Consider the following 21772-nt stretch of genomic DNA (forward strand, 5'->3'; position numbering starts at 1 on the left):
CTGGCCCATGCTGATCTTTCGGGGGGGCGCATTCGGCGCTCTGTTGTTGACCGCGGTCGGGCTGTTCGCCGCAGCACCGGCCGCATGGGCGCAGGAGCCCACGGGTGTGTCGATCATCGCGGATGTCAAACTCAGCGAGGCCGGTCTGCTCGAGGTGGCCGAAACCGTGAAGGTGCCGCCGGGTGGGCAGTTCCATATGGCGCTGCCGCTGCGAGTGGGGCGCGACGACGGGAGTGAACGCCGCTTCGGCGTGACCGACATCTCCAGTACCGGACCGGGTTCGGCGAAGGTAGCGGGTGATGTGTTCAGCGTGGACGCGCCGCCGGGGGAATCGTCGTTCAAGTACACCGTGCACGGGACGGTCAGCGATGCACCGGGGACGCAGTTGTTCCACTGGACGGGGGTCCTCAACACCGATGTCGCCTCGTTCGACGGGTCGGTGATCAGCCCGAGTTATCAGATGGGAATCGCCGACTGCACGGTCGGCTCGGTGGGTAGCACCCGCAAATGCAACGACGCCCGCGTCGAACCGGACGGCGTCCTCACCATGCACGAGGAGAACCTGCACAAGGGTGACATCCTCGATGTGACACTGCAGGTGCCGCCCGGCACGGTGAAGGCCAACGCCGATATTCGCGGCGGCCGGGGGTCGGGCGCCTTCGCCGTCACCGCCCCGGTGCTGATCGCCTTCGGTGTCCTGCTGGCGGCGCTGGCCGCCTTCGGCGCCTATCTGGCCCGATCTCGCCGCCAGGACACCGCGGCCCTGACCTCCACCGAGACCCTGGATCCGGTGCAGCGCAACGGAAAACACAGCGAATTCGTCTCTCCCGACGGCATCCTGCCGGGTGAGGCGGGCCTGTTGCTCGACGGCTCCGCCGATGCCGCCGATGTCGCCGCCACCGTGGTCGATCTGGCGGTGCGGCGCTACCTGTGGATCGCGGCGGTGAGCGATTCGGACTGGCGCATCACCCGGGTGAATCCCGCCGACGATCAACTGCGCAGCTACGAAAAGCACGTGTACACGACACTGCTGCCCGAGGGCGCCGACTCGGTGCTGCTGTCGGAATTGCGGGCGCCGGGGCGCGTCGCCGCCGAGCCCGTCCGCTCGGCGCTGCGGCGCGATGCGCTCGAACGCGGCACGTTGCTCGATCACGACCGTCGCGGCCTCGCCTTCTGGATCGGCATCGCGCTGCTGGTGATCGGGGTGGGGGCCACCGTCGGCCTCGCCATCGCCGGCGGACACGCGCTGGTCGGCGTGGCCGTCGCGCTCGGCGGTGCGGCCATCCTGCTGCTCGGCCGGTATCTGCCGGTGCGGACCGCCGCGGGCCGCGCGCTCGCCGCACAGGTGAAGGCCCTGCAGAACGGACTGGACGCCCAGCGGCCCGAGCAGATCCCGCCGGCCGATCGCGAACTGCTGTTCTCGCGGGCGCTGCCGTTCACGATCATCGGTGGCCGGGCCGACAACTGGATCCGCACCTTCCGCGACGTGGATCCCGGGGCCGACCGTCAGGCCGGGCTCTACTGGTTCGGCGGCTTCGATCGCGACCGGAATCTGCACCGGTTCGCCGGGCATTTCCCGTATTTCATCACCGCACTGGAGGGGCTGTTCACGACGTCGGGTCACTGATCCGCCGGACGACCTCGTAGGCCGCCCGAGCGGTGGTGCGGCCTTCGGCCACGGCGGGCAGCAGCCCGACCAATCCCCACGACAGGAATGTGGTGTCGGGCTCCGTACTACCCTGATCGGCCAGAATTCCGGCGATCATCTGCTGGGTGCCGCGCACGACGACCATGGTGCTCTTCGGGCCGAGAAGCGCCCGGTAGACCTCGCGGTGGCCCTCGGCCAATTCGACGATGGCTCGTATCGGGTCGCCGGAGCGCCGGGCGAGCGCCGCACGCAGGAATTCGGTGCCACTCACCACGAGCAGGTCGTCCTTGCTGCGGAAGTGGGCGTAGAACGTCGAGCGGCCGACGTCGGCGCGGTCGAGGATGTCCTGCACGGTGATGCGGTCGTAGGGCCGTTCGATCATGAGCTCGATCAGGGCACGATGCAGGGTGCTCCGGGTCCGTCGGACGCGGCGATCGTTCTCGGACACTGTGCCTCCGGATGTGCGGAATCGAACGGATTCGGTGCTTTTGCTCCTGGTGGGGCAGGCACTTCCCTCAGATCATGAACACATGTTCCGAATCGAACAAGACCCCCACGGCATCCTGATCACCAACCCGCGCGGCTACAGCGCGTTCACCAGTGTCTTCTTCGGCGGCAGACGTCGCCGGCACGCGGCGGCCCTCGCCGCCGCCAGTGGCGCCCGGCCGGGCGGGCGCGCGCTCGATATCGCCAGCGGCCCGGGCACCTTGGTGTTCGCGCTAGCGGACCGTGTCGGCCCGGGCGGCGAAGTCGTCGGTGTCGACGCGGCGCGGGAAATGGTCGACTACGCCGCCGCGCGCTCCCGGGGCCGGTCGAACTGCCGCTTCGACTTCGGCGTGGCCCAGTCGCTGGAGCTGCCGGATGCGGCGTTCGACGTGGTCACCTGCACGTTCGGTATGCACCACATTCCCGAGGCGGACCGCGGTCGCGCGCTGGCGGAGATGTGGCGCGTACTACGGCCCGGCGGACGAGTGCTGCTCGCCGATATGGCGCCAGCGGGCGTGCACGGACAGCTGACGAAACGACTCAGCAGGCATATGGATCCCGCCGAGATCGACATCAGACGGTATCGGAAAGCGCTGCGGGAGAAGGGATTTCAGGATTTCGACTATCGGACGATCAAGCCGTCCACAGGTGTGCTGACCGGCGTCAAGCCCAGCTGAGCGCCCTCGGTCGGGGTGGCCGTACCACCCCGACCGTATACGCCGGCTCAGCGCGAGCGCGTGGCCCGGCGCAGTGCCGACAGCGGATCGGCGTAGCAGACGCTGAGCGAGGTGACGGCTGCGGCGTGCTCCTGGACCCGCCCGCCGAATCGGCTGATCCGCAGGTCGGCCGGGGCGAGGGTGGTGGCGCGACCGAAGGCCTGCACGACTCGTTCGAGTCCCGGCCGGTAGCCGGTGAAGGCCTGACCGCCCAGGACCACCCGATCGGGGTTGAACATGTCGCGCACCAGAGCCGCGGTGTTGCCGAGGATCTCGGCCCGCTCGAACAGCATGTCGCGAGCCGGGGCGGACCCCTGTTCGGCGGCCTTGTACAACTCGGCGATCACCGGCTTCCGCGGCGCCTCCCGCTTCGGCACGATGCCGGCGCGCACGGCGCGAGCCAGCACCGCCGCCTCACCGACCGTGGCCTCCAAGCAGCCGCGCCGGCCGCACGAGCAATCGATATCGGATCCGGTCGGCAGATGCGCGATCGAACCCGGGCCGTTCGCCGGGGTGTAGACGCGATCGTGCAGCGTGACCGCCACGCCGACCGTCTCCCGGCCGTAGATGTAGAGGCTGCTGCCGGGCCGTTCCTGGGCACCGGACCGGTCCGGTGTACCGGTGGTGAGCAGCAGTTCGGCGGCAGCCATCGCCTCCACGTGGGCGGCGACCGAAACCGGCAGGTCCAGCACAGTGGCGAAAATCGGGCCGACCGGCGCCGACTGCCAATCCAGGCGGGGGTGATCCACGACGCCGGCGACGGGATCGACCCGTCCGGCCAGCGCCACACCGACCCACAACGGCCGGCGCCGCGGTAATCGGTCGAGGAAGGCCTTCGCGCTGCGGGCGATGATGGTGATGGCCGCCTCCTGCGCGGCCTGCGGGGTGGCGATCTCCAGGCCGCCCAGAATGCGGCCGGACAGGTCGGCGGCCACGATCCGGGTGAGGTTCGCGCCGATGTGGACGCCCAGCGTGGCGAAGCGGTCGGTCTCGACCTCGAACGGCACGCGCGGGCGCCCGACCGCACCGGATGCGGTGAGGTCAGCGCGTTCTCGCAATAGGCCGGCCGAAAGTAGCGCCGACACTTGGCGATTCACGGTGGCGATGCTCAAACCCGTTGTCTGAGCAGCATTGTCGCGGAAGATCGGCCCGCGGGTGGCGGCGCGCAGGACGGCGGCCGCCGGGTTGTCGGTGATCCGCAATTCCGGCGGAACCACCGGCCGCGGCACACTACGTACCGGCCGCGGACGAGAGGGGGAAGACTGTCGTTCGAGGGTGGGGCTCGTCATGGGGCGAAGTCCTTGTCGAAAGTCTCGTGAAGAGACGGAACTACATCGGCAACAAGGCAGCGAGAAGGGCCCGAAAGGGTCGACAGACGGACGACTGGAGCGGTCTCAGCTGCGCGGCCGGGAACAACACAGTTCCCGCTGCCGCGGCAGCCGCACACCGAGCGCCACGGTCACGTAGGTGACTCGTGCGCGGTTCGAACGGCTGGTGGACATGTGTAAAACGGTAACATCCCGATTCCGCGCCGCGCCAGCGAATGGTCACGGCACATATTGCGCTCACACTGATTTGAATGCGGACCCGCATCGCCGCAGGTGGCGCATTACCTTCGATCGCCGGGATTTCAGCAGGTCCGCCGCTCGGGCGGGCGGCGGATAACCGCACCCCGGGCCGCCGCCGGCCGTGCGGGCGGCAACCCGGCCCCGGCACCCCCGTTACGCTCGGAAACCGCAGGTCACAAGCGTTAGGAGGTGGAGATGACGGCCGATCCGGTACCCCTGCGGCAGCAGCGCGGCTCCGCTGCCGACCACCCGTCCGCCGGGGCGGAGACGACGGCGCCCGGCGCCGGCGCCCGCACCATTCGCAAGGCCGATCGGGCCCGCCAGGTGGCCGACGTCCTGCGCCAGCAGATCCACACCGGACAGTGCCCGGACCCGCTGCCCACCGAATCCGAACTCGCCGCGGAATTCGCGGTGTCCCGCAACGCGGTGCGCGAGGCACTGGCACTGCTGCGCGACGAAGGCCTCATCGGCCGCGTTCCCCGGGTCGGCACCTACGTGGCACAACGCAAATACGATCACGGCCTGGAAAGCCTGCGCGGCCTGAAGGAAACGCTGCGCGGCCACGGTGAGGTGCGCAACGAGGTGCGCGCGGCACTGCGCCTCACACCGCCGCCCGCGGTCGCCAACCGGCTCGGCCTCGAACCCGGCGAATCCGCGGTCTACCTGGAGCGGCTGCGCTATCTGGGTGATCTCCCCCTCAGCCTGGATCACACCTATCTGGCCCCGGACATCGGCGAGCAGGTACTCGACTGCGATCTGCGGTCCGAGGACATCTTCGGACTCATCGAACAGATCAGCGGCCAGTCGCTCGGGTCGGCCGATCTGGCGGTGGAGGCGATCACCGCCGATATCCACAGCGCCGCCACCCTGCAGGCCCCCGAGGGCAGTGCCCTGCTGTTGCTGGAGCGACTGACCTATCTCGCCGACGGGCGGCCGGTGGACCTGGAATACATACGCATGCGTGGTGATCGGATCACCCTGCGCGACAGTCTGATTCGCACCACGGAAAGCAACGATTGGAGGCTGAGCCGCCATGGCGTCGGTCAATCAGCGGGCTGATGTCCCGGTAACCATCGACGAATCGCTGTGCATCGAAGGGTGCACGCTGTGTGTGGAGATCTGCCCGCTGGATTCGCTGGCGATCAATCCGGACAACGGCAAGGCGTTCATGCACGTCGACGAATGCTGGTACTGCGGTCCGTGCGCGGCACGCTGCCCCACCGGCGCCGTGACCGTGAACATGCCGTATCTGCTGCGCTGAATCGCGCCGCGGAATCTTTCAGTGGCCGCCCACGGCCCGATTTCGAGGAAATACCATGAAGTACCGTCGTGCCCGCGTCCTGGCCGCCGCCGCCCTGATCGCCACCCTGGCCGCCGGATGCTCGCTCGAGCAGACCGGTTCCGGGGACACCGTCCGGGTGGTCGTGGGCTATCAGTCCAAAACCATCAATACCGTCACCGCCGGAACTCTGCTGCGCGCCAAGGGTTTCCTGGAGAAGCGCCTGAACGACCTGACCGCGAAGGGCGGCCCGAAATATCAGGTCGAATGGCAGGACTACGACACCGGGGCGCCGATCACCGCGCAGATGGTCGCGGAGAAGATCGATATCGGTTCGATGGGCGATTATCCGTTGCTGATCAACGGTTCCCGCACGTCGGCGAGTGAGCGTTCGGCCACCGAACTGGTCTCGATCACCGGTTACCAGCCGCGCGGATCGCTGAACATGGTTGTCACCGCGCCGAATTCGACGGCGACGACGCTGTCGGATCTCGCCGGAAAAAAGGTGTCCGCGAGCGTCGGCTCCGCCGGTGACGGCACGCTGCGCCAGGCGCTGAGCCGCGCGAACATCGATCCGGCTCACGGTGTGGACGTGTTGAATCAGCAACCGCAGATCGGCGCGTCCGCGCTGGAATCCGGTCAGGTGCAGGCACTTTCGCAATTCGTGGCATGGCCAGGTCTGCTCGTTTTCCAGGACAAGGCGAAGCTGCTCTACGATGGTGCCGAATTGAACGTGCCGACGTTCCACGGAGTGGTGGCACGTCGTGATTATTCGAAATCCCATCCCGAGGTGCTCGATGCATTCCTGCAGGCGCAACTTGACGCCACCGATTTCCTGCACGCGAAACCGCTCGAAGCCGCGCAGCTGGTCGCTGACAACTCCGGACTGCCGGCGGAGGTCGTCTACCTCTACAACGGACCCGGGGGAACCTCGTTCGACACTCCCCTGAAGCCGCAGCTCGTCCAGGCGTTCAAGGGTGACGTTCCGTATCTGAAGTCGATCGGTGATTTCGCCGAATTCGACATCGACAAGTTCGTCGACGATGCCCCGCTGCGCAAGGTCTTCGCCGAGCGCGGCGCGAACTACGACGCGGCGGTGGCGAACTTCGCCAATCCGGCGCCGATCACCGGCACCGACCCGAGCACCGGCAAACCTGTCTCCGATCCGGCCCTCGCGGGCGAGATCTGGTTCGACGGCCAGTCCACCGCCCAGCCGGCGGTCAGTCCGACCGATCTGTTGCGTGCGGTGAAAACTGCTCGGGCCCAAGGGAAGAAGGTCCGCGCGGCGTACGTGCCGGATGCGGAACTCGGCACCCGCTGGTTCGCGGACAAGGCGCAGTGGGTGCGCGAGGGCGATACGTACCTGCCCTTCATCACTCCCAGTGCGGTGCAGCGGTATCAGGCCCGCCACCCCGGCGCGGTCGCGGTGAGTTATGACCAGGCCATCGGTGAGGTGCGGTCATGAGCGCCACCACCCTGCCCGTCGACGCGCCGGTTCCGGCCACCGCTGCTCCCGCCGCCGTCGCCGAGCGCGGCACCACCGCGGGCGTGCCCCCGGCGCGGCTGTGGACGTCGCGGCTGATGCGGGTGGCGTCGATCGCCGTCGCGCTCGTCGCCTGGCAGTTGCTGACCGCCAACCACATTCGGCTGTGGGTGCGTTTCGATACGCTGCCGACCGTCACCCAGATCGTGCACACCCTGCGGCTGCAGTTGCAGACCGACACCTATTGGCTGGACCTCGGGCAGTCGTTGATCCGCATTCTCAGCGGGTTCGGCCTGGCCGCGGTGATCGGCGTCGCGACCGGAGTGGCGCTGGGACGTTCCCGCTGGTTCGCCGATATCTTCGGACCGCTGACCGAGCTGGCCCGACCGATTCCGGCGATCGCGATCGTGCCGGTGGCGATTCTGCTGTTTCCCACCGACGAGGCCGGCATCGTCTTCATCACCTTCCTCGCCGCCTATTTCCCGATCATGGTGAGCACGCGCCACGCGGTGCGGGCGCTGCCGACCATCTGGGAGGAATCGGTGCGCACGCTGGGCGGCAGCCGCTGGGACGTCCTGGTGCGGGTGGTGTTGCCCGGTAGCCTGCCGGGCGTGTTCAGCGGCCTGTCGGTCGGGATCGGCGTGGCCTGGATCTGTGTGGTCTCGGCCGAGATGATCTCGGGACGGCTCGGCGTCGGCTATCGCACCTGGCAGGCGTACACCATCGTCGACTATCCCGGCGTGTTCGTCGGCATCATCACCATCGGCGTGCTCGGCTTCGCCACCTCGGCGGCCATCGAACTGTTGGGACGGCGCGCCACTCGCTGGCTGCCGCGGGCGCAGGAGGTTTCGAAATGACCGGCACCGCGATGAGTCTGCGACTCGACAAGGTCGAACTGCGCTACGGTGGCGCTCCCGTGCTGGACGAGCTGACACTCGATATCCGCGCGGGCGAGATCCTGGTGCTGACCGGGCCGTCGGGATGTGGGAAGTCCACGGTGCTGCGCGCACTGGCCGGTCTGCTGCCGCCCCGCTCGGGGCAGGCACTCGCGGACGGTGACCAGATCACCGGTCCCTCGCGCGATCGGGCGATGGTGTTCCAGGACAACGCGCTGTTGCCTTGGCGCACAGTCCGTTCCAATATCGACCTGGCGCTGAGGTTGCGCGGCGTGCCGCGGGCCGGTCGCGCGGCACAGGCCGAGCGCTGGATCGAGGAGGTCGGGCTCACCGGCTTCGGCGACTACCTGCCCAAAAGCCTGTCCGGCGGTATGCGCCAGCGTGTCCAACTCGCCCGCGGTCTGGCGGGCGCGCCGCGGGCGGTGCTGATGGACGAGCCGTTCGGCGCCCTCGACACACCGACTCGGATCACCATGCAGCGCTTGCTGATCCAGACCTGGCAGACACATCCGACCACGGTCGTGTTCGTCACCCACGATGTGGACGAGGCATTGACCCTCGGCGACCGAGTCGCGGTCCTCGGCGGAACCGACCGGGCGCTGCGATCGCTGCTGACGGTGCCGAATCCGCGCGTCAAAGACGTCGACCGCAGTGCCGAGCGCGCCGAAATCCTTGCTGCCCTGGACCATTCGTCCCACCCGGCCGCCGCCTGAGCCCGTCGCCCGAACGAGGCACCACCTGGGCGCCCCGGCCACGGCGGCGCCGTTCCGGCCGCCTGGCACCGGCGTGCGTCGCCGCCCCGACCATTCACCTCTGTGGAGTGTGCTGATGAAGATTCCCGAGCTGTCCGAAACCGTGCGGCTGGACTGCGATGTGCTGGTGATCGGCGGCGGAACCGCCGGTACCATGGCCGCGCTCACCGCCGCGGAGAACGGCGCGAACGTACTGCTGCTGGAGAAGGCGCACGTGCGGCACTCCGGCGCACTGGCCATGGGTATGGACGGCGTGAACAACGCCGTCATCCCGGGTAAGGCTGAGCCGGAGGACTACGTCGCCGAGATCACCCGCGCGAACGACGGAATCGTCAACCAGCGCACGGTGTATCAGACCGCGACCCGCGGATTCGCCATGGTGCAGCGACTGGAACGCTACGGCGTGAAATTCGAGAAGGACGCCTACGGCGAGTACGCGGTGCGCCGCGTGCACCGCTCGGGCTCCTATGTGCTGCCGATGCCGGAGGGCAAGGACGTCAAGAAGGCGCTCTACCGCGTCCTGCGGCAACGCAAGATGCGGGAACGGATCCGGATCGAGAACCGGCTCATGCCGGTGCGGGTCCTCACCGACAACGGACGCGCGGTCGGAGCCGCCGCGCTGAACACCCGGACCGGGGAGTTCGTGGCGGTCGGCGCGAAGGCGGTGATCCTGGCGACCGGCCCGTGCGGGCGACTGGGTCTGCCGGCATCGGGATATCTGTACGGCACGTACGAGAATCCGACCAATGCCGGCGACGGGTACGCGATGGCGTATCACGCCGGCGCGGAGTTGTCCGGCATCGAATGCTTCCAGATCAATCCGCTGATCAAGGACTACAACGGACCGGCCTGCGCTTATGTCGCCAACCCGTTCGGCGGTTATCAGGTGAACGCCGCCGGTGAGCGCTTCGTCGACTCGGACTACTGGTCCGGGCAGATGATGGCCGAGGTGAAGCGGGAGATCGAGTCCGCGCGCGGGCCCATCTATCTGAAGGTCTCGCATCTGCCCGAGGAGACACTCGACGCGCTCGAGGGCATCCTGCACACCACCGAGCGGCCGACCCGGGGTACCTTCCACGCCAACCGTGGCCACGACTACCGCACTCACGACATCGAGATGCACATCTCCGAAATCGGTTTGTGCAGTGGGCATTCCGCGTCCGGCGTCTGGGTGGACGAACATGCGCGCACCACGGTGCCGGGACTGTACGCGGCGGGCGATCTGGCGTGCGTACCGCACAACTACATGATCGGCGCGTTCGTCTACGGGGACCTGGCGGGCGAGCACGCGTCGTCGACTCTCACGGAAGTCGCTGCGCCGCAATCACTTCCCTCCGACCAGCTGACCGCGGCGCACGAACTGATCTACCGTCCGCTGCGCCATCCCGACGGCCCGCCGCAGCAGCAGGTCGAATACAAGTTGCGTCGTTTCGTCAACGACTATGTGGCTCCGCCGAAGACGCAGACCAAACTGTCGCTGGCGGTGGAGACCTTCGAGCGCATGCGGCAGGAGATCGCCGAAATGGGCGCGGACACCCCGCACCAACTCATGCGCTGCGCCGAGGTCGACTTCATCCGCGACTGCGCCGAGATGGCGGCGCGCTCCTCACTCACCCGCACCGAATCCCGCTGGGGTCTGTACCACGACCGCGCCGACCTGCCCGAACGCAACGACGAGGACTGGCGCTACCACCTGAACCTGCGCAAGGGCGCCGACGGCGAGATGGAATTCCTGAAGCGCCCGGTCGCGCCGTATTTCGTCCCGGTACCGGAATGGGAGGATCTGCCGCGCGCCGACCTCGAGCCGGTCGCGGTGACACAGCCGGAACTGATCGCCGGCCCACCCCGGACGGCAGGCGCGGCCACCGGCGCCGCGCCCCGGCCGGGCATCACGATCCCCGCTGCCGCGGACGACTCCGCCGCACCCCGGATCGCGATTCTGCTCAGCCTGGACGGCCCGACGGTCGCCGAACTCCGGGACTACCTGGACGACACCGACCCGCGGGTGCGAGCCACGGCCCTGTCGGTGTTGACCGAGGGCACTCCCGACGGATTCGCCGACTCCCTGATCGCCGCACTCGGCGACGACGACGCGGCGGTGCGCGCGGCCGCCGTCTCCGGCCTGCGTGAGCTGATCGAAATCCTGCCGCCCGCAGAGCAATTGACCGCACACGCGGGGTCGCCCGATCCGCTCGTGCGAGCCGCGGTAGTGGACCTGCTGCGCGCGCAGCGCCGCGGCTCGGCGGACCTGTTCGGCAAGGCTGTGGTGGACAGCGACCACCGCGTGCGCATCGAAGGGGTGCGCGCACTGGTCTCCCTCGACGACTGGACGGCACTCACCGCCGCGGCATTCGACGAGAACCGGGAGGTGCGGGTGGCTGTCGCTCGCGGCCTGGCCGAGGTCGGCGCCGGCGGCGCCGACACCGTCCGCGCCCTGGTCGGCGACCGCGATCCGCTCGTCCGCGCGGCCGCCCTGGCCGCGCTGGCCCGGCTCGGTGATTCGTCCGACGCGACGATTCTGGCTGCCGCGCTGAAGGATTCGGCCTGGCAGGTGCGCGAGGGCGGTGCCCGCGGCTGGGCGGGACTGGGCCCCGAATCCGCGGCCGCCGCGCTGGAATCGTCCCTGACCGACCCCCACCCGGACGTCCGCAAAGCCTCCGTCCTGACGCTCTCCCACTGGCCCGACCATGCGGCCGTCCGAGCCGCCCTACAGGTCGTACTCGCCGACACCGACGCCGACGTCCGCGCCTACGCCCGCCGCACCCTGGAGGCGGCCTGAGGTAACGAGGACGATGATTCGCCGCGCTACCGGCCGCGAACGCGACGGATGCCCGCGGCGAATTCGTCCAGCGCAGCAAGTATCTCGTCGGCCTGCCAGACTCGGTTTCGGGCTTGCCGAGTTACCTCACGAAGTACGCCGGCCTCGACCAGACGGTCGATGGCCCGATGCGCGGCCACGCCACTGATATCGAAGGTCCGGATCAGGTAGGCCGTCGTGACGATGGGCTGAGCAACGAGAGAATCGATCACCGCCCATACCACCGAATCGGCACGGGCGGTGGTGATCGCTCGATATCGAGCTCGAACGGATCGCAGTTGTTCCACCAGTGTGCGGCCATCGCCTATCGCGAAGAACGTCGCGTCGACGAACTGCCGGACGATCGGCTGGATGTCCCCGGCTCGGAACCTATCCAGTGCATCGAAGTAAGCGGAGGTATTCACCAGCAGCCCCGCCGAGATCGGAACCGTCACATGGCGAGTGAGTCCCCTGCCGCCCAGCATGGCATGGACGAGAGCGCGCCCGGTACGACCGTTGCCGTCGGTGAACGGGTGAATCGTCTCGAACTGAGCATGCGCAAGGGCTGCGTGCACAAGTGCCGGAATGTCTTCGCGCTGGACGAATCGGATCAGATCGTCCATCGCCACAACCACGCGGTCGTGATGCGGCGGTACGAAATCGGCGCGATGCGGTCCGAGATTCGCACCCCCGATCCACACCTGCTCGGTGCGCCAACGTCCGGCATGGTCCGGATCCGTCGCGGACATCAGCGCCCGATGCATCGACAACAGCGCCTCGGCGTGGACTTCACGGCCGAGCTCGAGCGCGGCTTCCATAGCCCGTACGTTCGCTGCGACGATGTGCGCATTGCGGTTGGCGTGCTCACCGAGCTCAGCCAGTGCGAGCTGGCGGGCGCCGGCGGTGAGATTCTCGATTTGGGACGAGGCCGCGCTTTCGGTCCGCAACAGGATCGCGCTCATCGGCCCGAGTTCGCAGTCTCCACCGAGCTCAGCGGAAACATGTGCGTCGAAGCGGGCCAATTCGGCGGCCGCTTCTTCGGCCTCGGCCAACAGTTCCACCGGCAGCCCGACCGGCAACGCCGCGATGGCCGGCACCACCGCAGCCGAATACGGGCCGGCATGTCGGCGCAGCTGTGTCCGCGAGGCCGCCACGTCCTGGACGGCCCATGGGCGTTGTTCGTACGTAACGGGTGGCCACGACGTACTCGCGGGAACGTCAACCATGCCGCCATCTTACTTAACCTTGATGACTTAAGGTTAAGTAAGAGCTAGTCCAAGTGAACGCTGGATCCGGCTTGCGATGCTCGGCGAGTACGGGGCCGCCTTCATCACCTCCTCAGAAATCGGGTCTACGCTCTGCGCAACTGTCGGTCGATTCAGCAAAGGAACACGGATGACCCGGATCGCGAGGAATCTTCGGCGCGCCGCCGCAACGCTGGTCGCGACGTCGGTCGGGGTCGGTGCGGCGTCGACGGCGTTCACCGCGAGCGCGGCGCCGCTGCCGACGTTCCCGATCGGCGCACCCGAATACACCGTGGAGGTGAATACTCCGGCCGCCGCGCCCGGCTACATCTACTACAGCAACGGTGTCAGCGCGGCGGCGCTGGTGCCCGGGGCGGGTGAGGCGTTATCGGACGTTCCGGCGACCGCGCCGGCGAATATCGTCGTGGACAAGGCCGGGCGCGAGGTCTGGCGCTACACCCCTCCCGCCGGGCAGGACGTCTCCAATTTCCGCACCCAGACGTATCAGGGCAAGCGGGTGCTGACGTGGTGGCAGGGCGGGACCGTCGGCGGGCACGGTTCGGGCGCCGACTACATCGTCGACGAACACGGCAACGTCATCGAAACCCTCGACGCCGGAGGCGTTCCCAGCGACGTGCACGAATTCCGCCTGACCCCCGACGGCCGCGCGTTGATCACGTCGTACCAGGAGGTGGACGCCGATCTGTCCGCGATCGGCGGCCCGAAGGACGGCAAAATGTACGACACCGTCGCCACGGTGGTCGACGTGGCGACCAAGCGAGTGTTGTTGCGCTGGAGCGCCGCCGAGCACGTCCCGCTCACCGACACCACCACGCCCGGCAAACTCCCCGGCAGCGATACCTACGACCCGTACCACATGAATTCGATCGCGCTGGACCCCGCCGGCAATCTGGTGATCTCGATGCGCGACACGTCCACCATCTACGACGTGGACGTCCACAGCGGTGCCATCAACTGGCAACTCGGTGGATTGCACTCGACTTTCGCTCTCGGCCCCGGCGTCGAATTCGCCTTTCAACACGATGCGGAGTTCGCCGACCCCAGCACCCTGCGCCTGTTCAACAACAACTCCAGCGGCTTCCAAACGCTGGGTGTGTCGAGTGTGCAGTGGATCCACCTGGATCTCGACAACCACCGAGCCACGTTGGTACGCAACCAAACCCACCCCGACGGCCTGACCGCCTTCGCCATGGGCGACGCCCAGCCGCTGCCCAACGGCAACACCCTGGTGGGCTGGGGAATGGCACCGCACATCTCGGAATTCGCGCCGACAGGCGAGATGGTCTACGACGCCCGCCTGCCCCTGGGAACCTATCGCGCCTTCCCCGGCGATTGGGCCCCGACGCCGAATTGAGAGCTCGGCCCGAATCCGCAATTCATGTCCGGGGAGTTCTCATGCCCTGGCCGCTCCCGCGCTCGCGCCTGGTTCAGGAGCAGTCCCAGTGATGTTCCACAGGTCGGTCCGGGCACGTGGAGCACTGGAAGATATAGACCCCGCCGGCATCACCGATCATCACATTCGCCGGATTGTGTGCTGCACGATTGCCGGCAGGATCCCTCCTCTCCTGTCCTGTCTCGCTGTCGCGGTCCTCGGCCGGGAGCCAGCTTCGCCAGGACTCGCCGTCGTACTCCCAACTGCTCACTGTCAGCAAGTGCTCCATCGTCTGCCCGCAACCCGGGCACTCCGGCCACCAGGGCTCCTGGGTCCAGCCCGGGAACCCGCCGAGCTTGGTTCCCGGCGCGTCAGCCAGGTGGTAGTGGTACATCCAGCCGGTACGAGCCTCCATGGCCTCCATGCGTTCCCGCAGTGCATCGCGCAGATCATCCGGCATGTCCCAGCTCGGATACTCGGTCACCGGCTCGGGATGAAGGACGCAGGGGTCCGGGATGCTGTCCTCCGGTGCGGTGCTCACGGTCGGCGGTGTCGCTTCGAGAATCCATTCGATCGACTCCGCACTGCGCCAATACACCCGCGGTGTCGGCGCGGTACACCCGTCGACGATGAACGGGCACCAGAGCACCTGAAGCAGGTCACATCCATCGGGGAAGACAAGCTGTGGCACGTCCCGCCGGTAGATCTGGGCAACGCTGACCAACGGCACGGGCCCATCCGTCGCCGGCCGGTCCCAGCCCTGCGGGTGGCTGGTGCATGGGCAGGAAGGCCACGGCTCGTCGGCCGGCCACATCAGCGGCCCGCCGACCGAGCTCTCACCCGGGAACGGGGTACCGGCGCGGGGGTGGAGACGTATCGCCGTACGACGCAGAGGCACCAGCTCCGGGAAGAGCCCCTCCACATCCACGGGCCGGAGCGGTGTCGTGCGAGCCATCGTCGTCTCCATCGTGCGTTGATGCTGTTGCGGAAAGACCGTAACGCCTTCCGGTGACAAGGATTCCGCTCCGCAAGGAAGCCGGATCAACCCCCGCATGCCGCAGTACATCATCCGGAATCTGCGTACACGGATCCCAGAGCTTCGCTCCCGCGGCGCTTGTCGGAGAACCCTTCCGGACCAGGTCACCGCGCGCGGTAGTCGAAAATACCCCTAGGGTGCCTGGTGCCGCGACGGAAAACCTCTATTGTGAACATCGGTGTTCGTAAATAAGGGGAGACCACGATGAAAGATCTGTCCGGCCGGAAGTGCCTGATCACCGGCGCGGCCAGCGGGATCGGCCGGGCTACCGCGGCCGCTGCCGCCGCGGCGGGCATGCGGCTGGTGCTGACCGATATCCACGCCGACGGCCTGGCCGAGACGGCGGAGCGAATTCGCGCCGGCGGGGGCGAGGTGCTGGAGACGCAAGTGCTCGATGTCTCCGATTACGAGGCGGTGACCACATGGGCGAAACGGGTGCACGAGGAGTACGGCAGCCTCGACGTGGTCATGAATATCGCCGGCATCGCCACCTGGGGCACGGTCGAGAACCTCGAGCACCGGCACTGGAAGTCGATGGTCGATGTGAATCTGATGGGCCCGATCCACATCATCGAGAACTTCGTGCCGCCGATGGTGGCCGCGGGGCGCGGGGGGCACCTGGTCAACGTCTCCTCGGCCGCGGGACTGCTCGCACTGCCGTGGCATGCCGCCTACAGCGCCGCGAAATTCGGGCTGCGCGGAGTGTCGGAGGTGCTGCGATTCGACCTGGAGCGCCACGACATCGGCGTGAGCCTGGTGGTGCCGGGCGCGGTGCGCACGCCACTGGTGGGCACCGTGCAGATCGTCGGGGTGGATCGCGACGATCCACGGGTGCGGCGGATGGTGAAACTGTTCGAGGGACACGCGGTTTCACCGGAAAAGGTCGCCGACCGAATCATCGCAGGCGTCCGGCACAACCGCTTCCTGGTGCACACCTCGCCCGATATCCGCATCGGGTATTGGTTCGCCCGCAAGTTCGCGTGGCCGTACGAGATGGTGGCGCGAATTGCCAACCGCGAGTTCAGCAAACTGCTGCCGGCGCCGGCGCCCGGCACTCAGTAGTGCGTCACGCAGACCACGAAACGCCTTTCGTTGTAGACGAATCCGCGATCACCGTCGGAGCAGCTGTTGACGTCGGTGGTGCCGTTCTTGATCTCCACCACGCGCACCCGGCCGGGGGCGGCGGTGGCACAGTCGACGGGAGTGGGGCTGCCGTCGGCGATGTTCATACAACTGCCGGTGACCCAGTTGAAGTCGAGGCAGAGCGTGTCGGTGGCGCCGCCGGGCAACGTCTCGGCCACCGAGCGGTCCGCGTCCGCCGGGCAGTGCGCGCCGGCGACGGCCTTGGCGGTGATCTTGTAGCGCGAATCGGTACTCGCACAGGCGGTCTTCTGCACGGGAGCACCGGCGTCGGGGGTAGCGACGACCGCGGCCACACAATCGCCGACGGCCACCGTCTCACCCTGATGCTTCTGATCGGCCCCCTTGTTCAGCACCAGCGGCTCGTCCGAGGCCGAGGCGGTGACGCTGGTGGCGGTCGGCTGGGCCGGCGCCTCGGCGGCCACGGGCGCGACGGTGGTGGTCGGTGATACCGCTGCCGCGGCACGGGTTTCGTCCGAATGATGCCGCCCGGCGGTGAACGACAGCGCGGCGGCGATCAGGCATGCCGCCGACAACGCGGCGGCAATCACGAAACCCGTCAGGGTGACACCGGCTTGAACACGTCGGCGCGACACGTACTCGTCCTCCAGAGCGGTAACACTTCGAACCACCCCGAACGATGATCGAAGAACACTTGCGGATTTGCAGACCTCGCAAATGCTTACACGATCCGGGCGTTCGCGTCGAGGCAACGGCGAGAGCCCGAGGCCGGAAAATAGAAATCTTTCTTTTTCACTAATTCCGACGATCACAATCGTGCAACATTGGCGCCGTCGAGGTTTCGCAATTCCCGAGTCTGGCAAAAAGCGCTCGACGCGTTATTGTCAGCTTCCGTCCGGGCCGCTCGGCCGGAAGTCTCGTGAGAAGGAATCCTGAATGAAGTTCGGCACGTTCGCCGCAACCTCGATCCTGGCGGTGGCCACGGTCGGGATCACCGCGGGAACCGTGAACGCCAGTCCCCCGGCCGCACCACCGGCCGCCGCCAAGGAGATCACCAGCTCCGGTACCGACCGCGGAGTCACCTACCACGCTGTGCTCAGCGACTTTTCGCGAGTCCTGACCACGGTCGTCGAGCACGGGCGATTCGAGGTGAACAAGGATGCGACCGCTGTCGCCCTGAAGTCCGACAACGGCACCGACCTCGTCACGGTGCCGCTGACGTACCGGATGGCCGGCAGCACAGTTCATGTCGCGCAACACATCAGCGACGACGGGCACAAGGTCGTGCTCGAGCCCAAGGCCACCGCTACCGAAATCGGTGAGATGCAGCCGATCAATTCGATGGCGCGGCTCACCAACGAAATCAATCAGAACGTCGTCGGCCTGGTGGCCGGTGGCGTGCTCGGCGGCTTGATCGGCGCCGTACTCGGGATGGGCTTCCTCAGCATCGTCACCGGACCGATCGGCATGGTGGTCGGCGCCATCGCGGGTGGATACGCGATGGGCGGCCAGCCGTTCCTGGACGCCGTCAACGCGGTCGTCAGCGGCCAGCCCTGACCCGGGCCGGTGTCGCGGAGCGGACCGCGCCGCACCGCGACACCGGGTTCGGCGAATTCTCAGGCGTTTTTGCTTGCACCCCCGGCGAATTCGTGGCTCAATCCGAAGGATGGCCGGGGAACCGTATAGATGGGTCGCCACAGGCGAGACCGATATGGTCGAACTGCGCGATCCGGTGTCCGGGCGCGCAGTCGAGATCGTGCGGCCCTCGAACGACGATCTGCCCGCTCCGCTACTGCGTGAGGTCGAGACTCTGGTCTTCGACTGGGCCAATCTGCTCACCCAGTACGAGGCGTGGTCGGATCTGCACACGCTGTACCGCAGCGAACCGGATACCGTTCTCTGGGCCCTGAGTTGGCTGCTGGCGCTCTGGGCGGTCGTCGGTGAGACGCGGACCGGCAAACCGGCCGACGCGATCATCCGCGACCTGGACTACCGCGGGGGCTGGCGGGATCTGCGCAACGCGGAGGACGAGCGGATCTGGACCGGATTGACGCAGCGGGTACGACTGGGCGGCATCGCCGCACTCACCGAGGATCCCCGTGCGATGCGGGCCTATCACGACGCGTGCGTCGAACCGGCCGATATCGGCCCGCTTCTGCTGCGGCACACGCTGATTCACCTGGACGCGCTGAGTCAGGACATGGACCGCGCGGGAATGCGAGCGCGCGGACTCGCCTCCTCGGTGCTCGATCACACCGCTCCCGATCCCGGACCTCGGCGACGGCTCTGTTTCCGGCCCTCGCGGCCGGGCTCGGACGGGTTACGCGACCTCGGCTGAGGCCGGATCGGCGCCGGGATGCAGGCGGCGGAACCGGCTGCCGTGGAAGACCAGCGGCTCGTGCTGGGAGCGCGTCGCCAGACGAGTGATCCGCACCAGGACGACCTGATGGTCGCCGGCCGACACCTGGGTGTGCACGGTGCCCTCCAACCAGGCCGCCGCGCCGCCGACGAAGATGGAACCGCCCTCTCCCCGGTGCAGGTCGACATCGCCGAAACGGTCGCCGTGCCGGCTGCTCATCCGCTGCGCCGCCTCGTCCTGGTGGGCACTGAGCAGGCTCAAGCCCAAGCGCTGGGCGCCGACCAGCTTGGGCCAGGTGGTCGAGCTGTTCTGCACGCAGAAGGACACGAGCGGCGGATCCAGGGATACGGGCACGAAGGTGCTCACCACCAAACCGGCGGGCACGTCGTCGAATTCCGCGCAGACCGCGACCACACCACTCGGGAAATGCGCGAAAGCGCGGCGCAAACCCGTACTGTCGGAAGGTATTTCGATCAGATCAGACATGGTTACCACTTCTCGGCTCACTCGCGGTCGTCGAATCAGACGACGCCGTGCAACGGGGGTGCGGTGCCGTTGAGCACCGCTCGCCCGATGTGCTGGTACTTCCACCGCACCGGATCGTGCAGCGTATGTGTGCGGGCATTGCGCCAGAACCGGTCCAGATCGAGATCGGCGGCGGCGCTGCGTGTTCCGCTCACCTCGAACAGGGCGGCGGACACCTCGTTGGCGGCCCGGTCCGAGGTGATCTTGGCGGTGGCGACCGCGATCGATGCCTCCGCCGCGAGCGCGGCGGCCGTCTCGGTGGCGAGGTCACCGCTGTTCGTCTGCGCGACAACGTGATCCACCGTCCGGCCCGCCACCTCGAAGGTCGCCTCGGCGGCGGCCACGGTGACCGCCAGTTCGCCGATGCGCTGGATCACCAGTGGATCCTCACTCGCCCGATCGACGTCGGCCTCGAACCACGGACGGCTCTTGGTGCGCACGAAGTCCGTGGCCGCGTCCAGCGCACCGCGTGCGATGCCCACATCGATCGCGACGTGCAGCAACTGCGCGAAGGCGCCGTATCCGGTGGGGGCGCGCACCGCCGCTGCCCGCGGAATCAGCTGGTCAGCGGTCACTCGCACCGCATCGAGGGTCACGGTCCCGCTGCCCGTCGTGCGCTGGCCGATGCCGTTCCAGTCGTCGACGATCCTCACACCGGCGGTGTCGGCGGGCAGGAAGGCGATGTACTCGCCGGGATCGAGACCGCTGCGACCGTCGGGATCGTCCAGACGGGTCAGCACCGCCAGCAGATCCGCGAAAAGTGAACCCGTACAATAGAATTTGGTGCCGTCGATCCGGAATTCGCCGTCAACGAATTCGCCGTCGACGGGACGCACGGTGGTGCCGATGTCGGCGATGGTCGCGCTGGTGCGCTCCGACTGCGCGTTCGCGATCCGCGCACCGGCGAGCACTCGCCCGAAATAGCGTTCCCGCTGGGTGCGAGTTCCCGCCAGCCGCAACAGATTCAGATAGACGAAGTGGCTGTGCGGAATCTGCGCGATATTCGGATCCGCCGCCGCCAGCAGCCGGAACACCTCCGCCACCTGTGCGGGCGCCAGATCCGCGCCACCGAATTCGGCCGGCACGGTGACGGCCAGCAGCCCACTGGCCGACAGCTGATCCAGCTCCCGGTGCGGCAACTCCCGGGCGCTGTCGCGCCGGGCCGCATCGACCGCGAACTGCGCGGCCAGGCGTGCGGCCGTCTCGTTAGCCTGGGCGGCGGAGGTGATCCGCGCGGCGGCGACGGCAGTCATCGACTCGCCGCCAATTCGGGTTCGCGCTGGGCCTCCAACTCCCGGACCAGCGGCAGCACCTTGGCGCCGAAGTATTCGATCTCCTCCTGGAAGTGCAGGAAACCGCCGAGGATGAGGTCGACGCCGAGATCGCGGTAGGCGACGATCCGCTCGGCGATCTGCTCGGGAGTGCCGATGAGCTGCGTACGGAAGCCGTCGTTGTACTGGACCAGATCCTCGTAGGTGGAATCGGCCCACATGCCCTTGCCGTCCCGCGTGGAGGCGCCCGCCTGCTGTACCGCGTCGCGGAAACCCTCCACGGCGGGCCGGTTGGCCTTCTCGATGATCTCGCGCAGGGTGTCGCGGGCCTCGGCCTCGGTATCGCGGGCGATGATGAATCCGTTCAGGCCGAATTTGACCTCACGGTTGTGCTCGCGGGCGACCGCGCGCACGTCCTCGATCTGTTCGGTGACGCCGTCGAAATCCTTGCCGTTGGAGAAGTACCAGTCGGCGTAGCGGCCACCGTTGCGCCGCGCCGCCGTCGAGTTCCCGCCTTGGAACAGTTCGGGATTCGGCCGCTGCGGGGTGTTGAGCGGCTTGGGCTTCAGCGTCAGGTCGCGAATCCGGTAGAAGTCCCCGGCGTAGTTCACCTCGTCCTCGGTCCACAGTTTGCGGACGACCTCGAGGAATTCGGCGCTGCGCCGGTACCGCTCATCGTGCTCGAGCCACGGCTCCCCGAGCGCGGTGAACTCCCCACCGAACCAACCGGATACGACATTGATCGCGAAGCGCCCGCCGGACAGATGGTCGGCGGTGACCCCGAATTTCGCCAGCACCGCCGGATGCCACAGCCCAGGGTGCACGGCCGCGATCACCTTCAGCCGCTCGGTGGCGCCCAGGAGGGCGAGGCTGAACGACGTCGACTCGTGCTGATATTCCGCGCCGTAGGAGGCGGTGTAACGCACCTGGGAGAGGGCGTAGTCGAAGCCGTTGTTCTCGGCCGTGCGCGCCAGCTTCTTGTTGTATTCGAAATCCCAGCTGGTGCGCTGATCGATCGTGCTGGTCACCAGCCCGCCACTGACGTTGGGCACCCAGTAGGCGAACTGAGTCTGCTCGGCGATCTTCTCGGTGGTCATCGACACTCCTGTGGTTGGGACATCCGCACCCGGTCGCGCCGACGGCCGGGCTGTTCGGTACGCACTCCGTGGTCGGTGCGCCGAGTGCGGCAACCGTGCACCCGGCGCACCTCCACTTCAA

Annotated in this window: 20 protein-coding genes; 12 read left to right on the top strand and 8 right to left on the bottom strand. The window is 67.7% G+C overall.

Annotated elements, in window-relative coordinates; translation table 11 throughout:
• The first annotated feature begins 7 nt into the window (after positions 1-7).
• On the top strand, positions 8-1627 hold the full coding sequence (locus NMI01S_RS04415) for a DUF2207 family protein (protein WP_062994639.1): 1620 nt from the start codon (positions 8-10) through the stop codon (positions 1625-1627).
• On the opposite strand, the gene NMI01S_RS04420 is transcribed toward NMI01S_RS04415, so the two are convergent.
• Positions 1608-2096, bottom strand: coding sequence for a TetR/AcrR family transcriptional regulator (locus NMI01S_RS04420; RefSeq protein WP_245716695.1), 489 nt, complete (start codon positions 2094-2096; stop codon positions 1608-1610). The two genes, NMI01S_RS04415 and NMI01S_RS04420, sit on opposite strands and share 20 nt — an antisense overlap.
• 82 nt (positions 2097-2178) lie before the next feature.
• Between NMI01S_RS04420 and NMI01S_RS04425 the strand changes: the two genes are divergently transcribed.
• A complete protein-coding gene (locus NMI01S_RS04425) occupies positions 2179-2811 on the top strand; it encodes a class I SAM-dependent methyltransferase (protein WP_063920650.1) in 633 nt (210 codons plus the stop codon).
• A gap of 47 nt (positions 2812-2858) precedes the next feature.
• Here NMI01S_RS04425 and NMI01S_RS04430 read toward each other — a convergent pair whose 3' ends face one another.
• On the bottom strand, positions 2859-4139 hold the full coding sequence (locus tag NMI01S_RS04430) for an ROK family protein (protein WP_062994641.1): 1281 nt from the start codon (positions 4137-4139) through the stop codon (positions 2859-2861).
• Between the two features lie 474 nt (positions 4140-4613).
• On the opposite strand from NMI01S_RS04430, the gene NMI01S_RS04435 reads away from it, so the two are divergent.
• The 6 genes from NMI01S_RS04435 (at position 4614) to NMI01S_RS04460 (ending at position 11607) form a co-directional block, all read left to right on the top strand.
• Positions 4614-5477, top strand: coding sequence for a GntR family transcriptional regulator (locus NMI01S_RS04435; RefSeq protein ID WP_084512401.1), 864 nt, complete (start codon positions 4614-4616; stop codon positions 5475-5477).
• The gene (locus NMI01S_RS04440) at positions 5452-5679 is read left to right on the top strand and encodes a 4Fe-4S dicluster domain-containing protein (protein WP_030516520.1); all 228 of its coding nucleotides are present in this window, start codon (positions 5452-5454) and stop codon (positions 5677-5679) included. Before NMI01S_RS04435 ends, NMI01S_RS04440 begins: the two co-directional genes overlap by 26 nt.
• Before the next feature lie 55 nt (positions 5680-5734).
• Entirely contained in the window at positions 5735-7162 is a 1428-nt protein-coding gene (locus NMI01S_RS04445) for an ABC transporter substrate-binding protein (protein WP_062994642.1), read from the top strand.
• Entirely contained in the window at positions 7159-8037 is an 879-nt protein-coding gene (locus tag NMI01S_RS04450) for an ABC transporter permease (protein ID WP_084512279.1), read from the top strand. Before NMI01S_RS04445 ends, NMI01S_RS04450 begins: the two co-directional genes overlap by 4 nt.
• Complete coding sequence (locus NMI01S_RS04455; RefSeq protein WP_062994643.1) at positions 8034-8789, top strand: ABC transporter ATP-binding protein; 756 nt, start codon at positions 8034-8036, stop codon at positions 8787-8789. The genes NMI01S_RS04450 and NMI01S_RS04455 overlap by 4 nt, the downstream gene beginning before the upstream one ends.
• A gap of 115 nt (positions 8790-8904) precedes the next feature.
• On the top strand, positions 8905-11607 hold the full coding sequence (locus tag NMI01S_RS04460; protein ID WP_062994644.1) for a fumarate reductase/succinate dehydrogenase flavoprotein subunit: 2703 nt from the start codon (positions 8905-8907) through the stop codon (positions 11605-11607).
• 26 nt (positions 11608-11633) lie between these two features.
• On the opposite strand, the gene NMI01S_RS04465 is transcribed toward NMI01S_RS04460, so the two are convergent.
• Entirely contained in the window at positions 11634-12851 is a 1218-nt protein-coding gene (locus NMI01S_RS04465; RefSeq protein WP_062994645.1) for a Fic family protein, read from the bottom strand.
• 169 nt (positions 12852-13020) lie between these two features.
• Here NMI01S_RS04465 and NMI01S_RS04470 point away from each other — a divergent pair, with 169 nt between their 5' ends.
• Positions 13021-14244, top strand: a complete 1224-nt coding sequence (locus NMI01S_RS04470) for an arylsulfotransferase family protein (RefSeq protein ID WP_062994646.1) — start codon at positions 13021-13023, stop codon at positions 14242-14244.
• A gap of 73 nt (positions 14245-14317) precedes the next feature.
• On the opposite strand, the gene NMI01S_RS04475 is transcribed toward NMI01S_RS04470, so the two are convergent.
• Entirely contained in the window at positions 14318-14992 is a 675-nt protein-coding gene (locus NMI01S_RS04475) for a hypothetical protein (protein ID WP_218020905.1), read from the bottom strand.
• A 510-nt stretch (positions 14993-15502) separates the two neighbouring features.
• On the opposite strand from NMI01S_RS04475, the gene NMI01S_RS04480 reads away from it, so the two are divergent.
• On the top strand, positions 15503-16360 hold the full coding sequence (locus NMI01S_RS04480; RefSeq protein ID WP_062994647.1) for an SDR family oxidoreductase: 858 nt from the start codon (positions 15503-15505) through the stop codon (positions 16358-16360).
• Here NMI01S_RS04480 and lppU read toward each other — a convergent pair.
• Positions 16354-17034, bottom strand: coding sequence for an LppU family putative lipoprotein (lppU, locus tag NMI01S_RS04485; protein WP_062994648.1), 681 nt, complete (start codon positions 17032-17034; stop codon positions 16354-16356). The two genes, NMI01S_RS04480 and lppU, sit on opposite strands and share 7 nt — an antisense overlap.
• Before the next feature lie 301 nt (positions 17035-17335).
• Here lppU and NMI01S_RS04490 point away from each other — a divergent pair, with 301 nt between their 5' ends.
• Both NMI01S_RS04490 and NMI01S_RS04495 read left to right on the top strand, forming a co-directional pair.
• The gene (locus NMI01S_RS04490; RefSeq protein ID WP_062994649.1) at positions 17336-17956 is read left to right on the top strand and encodes a DUF8020 domain-containing protein; all 621 of its coding nucleotides are present in this window, start codon (positions 17336-17338) and stop codon (positions 17954-17956) included.
• Between the two features lie 154 nt (positions 17957-18110).
• Positions 18111-18737: a hypothetical protein gene (locus tag NMI01S_RS04495; protein WP_062994650.1), complete on the top strand. Its 627-nt coding sequence runs from the start codon at positions 18111-18113 to the stop codon at positions 18735-18737.
• On the opposite strand, the gene NMI01S_RS04500 is transcribed toward NMI01S_RS04495, so the two are convergent.
• From NMI01S_RS04500 to sfnG, 3 genes are read right to left on the bottom strand one after another with little or no spacing between them, the layout of a single operon-like run.
• Positions 18720-19244: a flavin reductase family protein gene (locus NMI01S_RS04500; RefSeq protein WP_062994651.1), complete on the bottom strand. Its 525-nt coding sequence runs from the start codon at positions 19242-19244 to the stop codon at positions 18720-18722. The two genes, NMI01S_RS04495 and NMI01S_RS04500, sit on opposite strands and share 18 nt — an antisense overlap.
• A gap of 35 nt (positions 19245-19279) precedes the next feature.
• On the bottom strand, positions 19280-20536 hold the full coding sequence (locus NMI01S_RS04505) for an SfnB family sulfur acquisition oxidoreductase (protein WP_062994652.1): 1257 nt from the start codon (positions 20534-20536) through the stop codon (positions 19280-19282).
• Positions 20533-21651: a dimethylsulfone monooxygenase SfnG gene (gene sfnG / locus NMI01S_RS04510; RefSeq protein ID WP_062994816.1), complete on the bottom strand. Its 1119-nt coding sequence runs from the start codon at positions 21649-21651 to the stop codon at positions 20533-20535. Before sfnG ends, NMI01S_RS04505 begins: the two co-directional genes overlap by 4 nt.
• Positions 21652-21772: the final 121 nt, after the last annotated feature.

This window comes from Nocardia mikamii NBRC 108933 (assembly GCF_001613505.1).
Lineage (GTDB): Bacteria > Actinomycetota > Actinomycetes > Mycobacteriales > Mycobacteriaceae > Nocardia > Nocardia mikamii.

Bases quoted from the DNA above. Each gene is read 5' to 3' on its own strand.
- NMI01S_RS04495 (WP_062994650.1), top strand. From the start codon at position 18,111: ATGGTCGAACTGCGCGATCCGGTGTCCGGGCGCGCAGTCGAGATCGTG.
- sfnG (WP_062994816.1), bottom strand. From the start codon at position 21,651: ATGACCACCGAGAAGATCGCCGAGCAGACTCAGTTCGCCTACTGGGTG.
- NMI01S_RS04445 (WP_062994642.1), top strand. From the start codon at position 5,735: ATGAAGTACCGTCGTGCCCGCGTCCTGGCCGCCGCCGCCCTGATCGCC.
- NMI01S_RS04465 (WP_062994645.1), bottom strand. From the start codon at position 12,851: ATGGTTGACGTTCCCGCGAGTACGTCGTGGCCACCCGTTACGTACGAA.
- NMI01S_RS04460 (WP_062994644.1), top strand. From the start codon at position 8,905: ATGAAGATTCCCGAGCTGTCCGAAACCGTGCGGCTGGACTGCGATGTG.
- NMI01S_RS04455 (WP_062994643.1), top strand. From the start codon at position 8,034: ATGACCGGCACCGCGATGAGTCTGCGACTCGACAAGGTCGAACTGCGC.
- NMI01S_RS04500 (WP_062994651.1), bottom strand. From the start codon at position 19,244: ATGTCTGATCTGATCGAAATACCTTCCGACAGTACGGGTTTGCGCCGC.
- NMI01S_RS04435 (WP_084512401.1), top strand. From the start codon at position 4,614: ATGACGGCCGATCCGGTACCCCTGCGGCAGCAGCGCGGCTCCGCTGCC.
- NMI01S_RS04430 (WP_062994641.1), bottom strand. From the start codon at position 4,139: ATGACGAGCCCCACCCTCGAACGACAGTCTTCCCCCTCTCGTCCGCGG.
- NMI01S_RS04470 (WP_062994646.1), top strand. From the start codon at position 13,021: ATGACCCGGATCGCGAGGAATCTTCGGCGCGCCGCCGCAACGCTGGTC.
- NMI01S_RS04450 (WP_084512279.1), top strand. From the start codon at position 7,159: ATGAGCGCCACCACCCTGCCCGTCGACGCGCCGGTTCCGGCCACCGCT.
- NMI01S_RS04415 (WP_062994639.1), top strand. From the start codon at position 8: ATGCTGATCTTTCGGGGGGGCGCATTCGGCGCTCTGTTGTTGACCGCG.
- NMI01S_RS04425 (WP_063920650.1), top strand. From the start codon at position 2,179: ATGTTCCGAATCGAACAAGACCCCCACGGCATCCTGATCACCAACCCG.
- NMI01S_RS04490 (WP_062994649.1), top strand. From the start codon at position 17,336: ATGAAGTTCGGCACGTTCGCCGCAACCTCGATCCTGGCGGTGGCCACG.
- NMI01S_RS04505 (WP_062994652.1), bottom strand. From the start codon at position 20,536: ATGACTGCCGTCGCCGCCGCGCGGATCACCTCCGCCGCCCAGGCTAAC.
- NMI01S_RS04480 (WP_062994647.1), top strand. From the start codon at position 15,503: ATGAAAGATCTGTCCGGCCGGAAGTGCCTGATCACCGGCGCGGCCAGC.
- NMI01S_RS04440 (WP_030516520.1), top strand. From the start codon at position 5,452: ATGGCGTCGGTCAATCAGCGGGCTGATGTCCCGGTAACCATCGACGAA.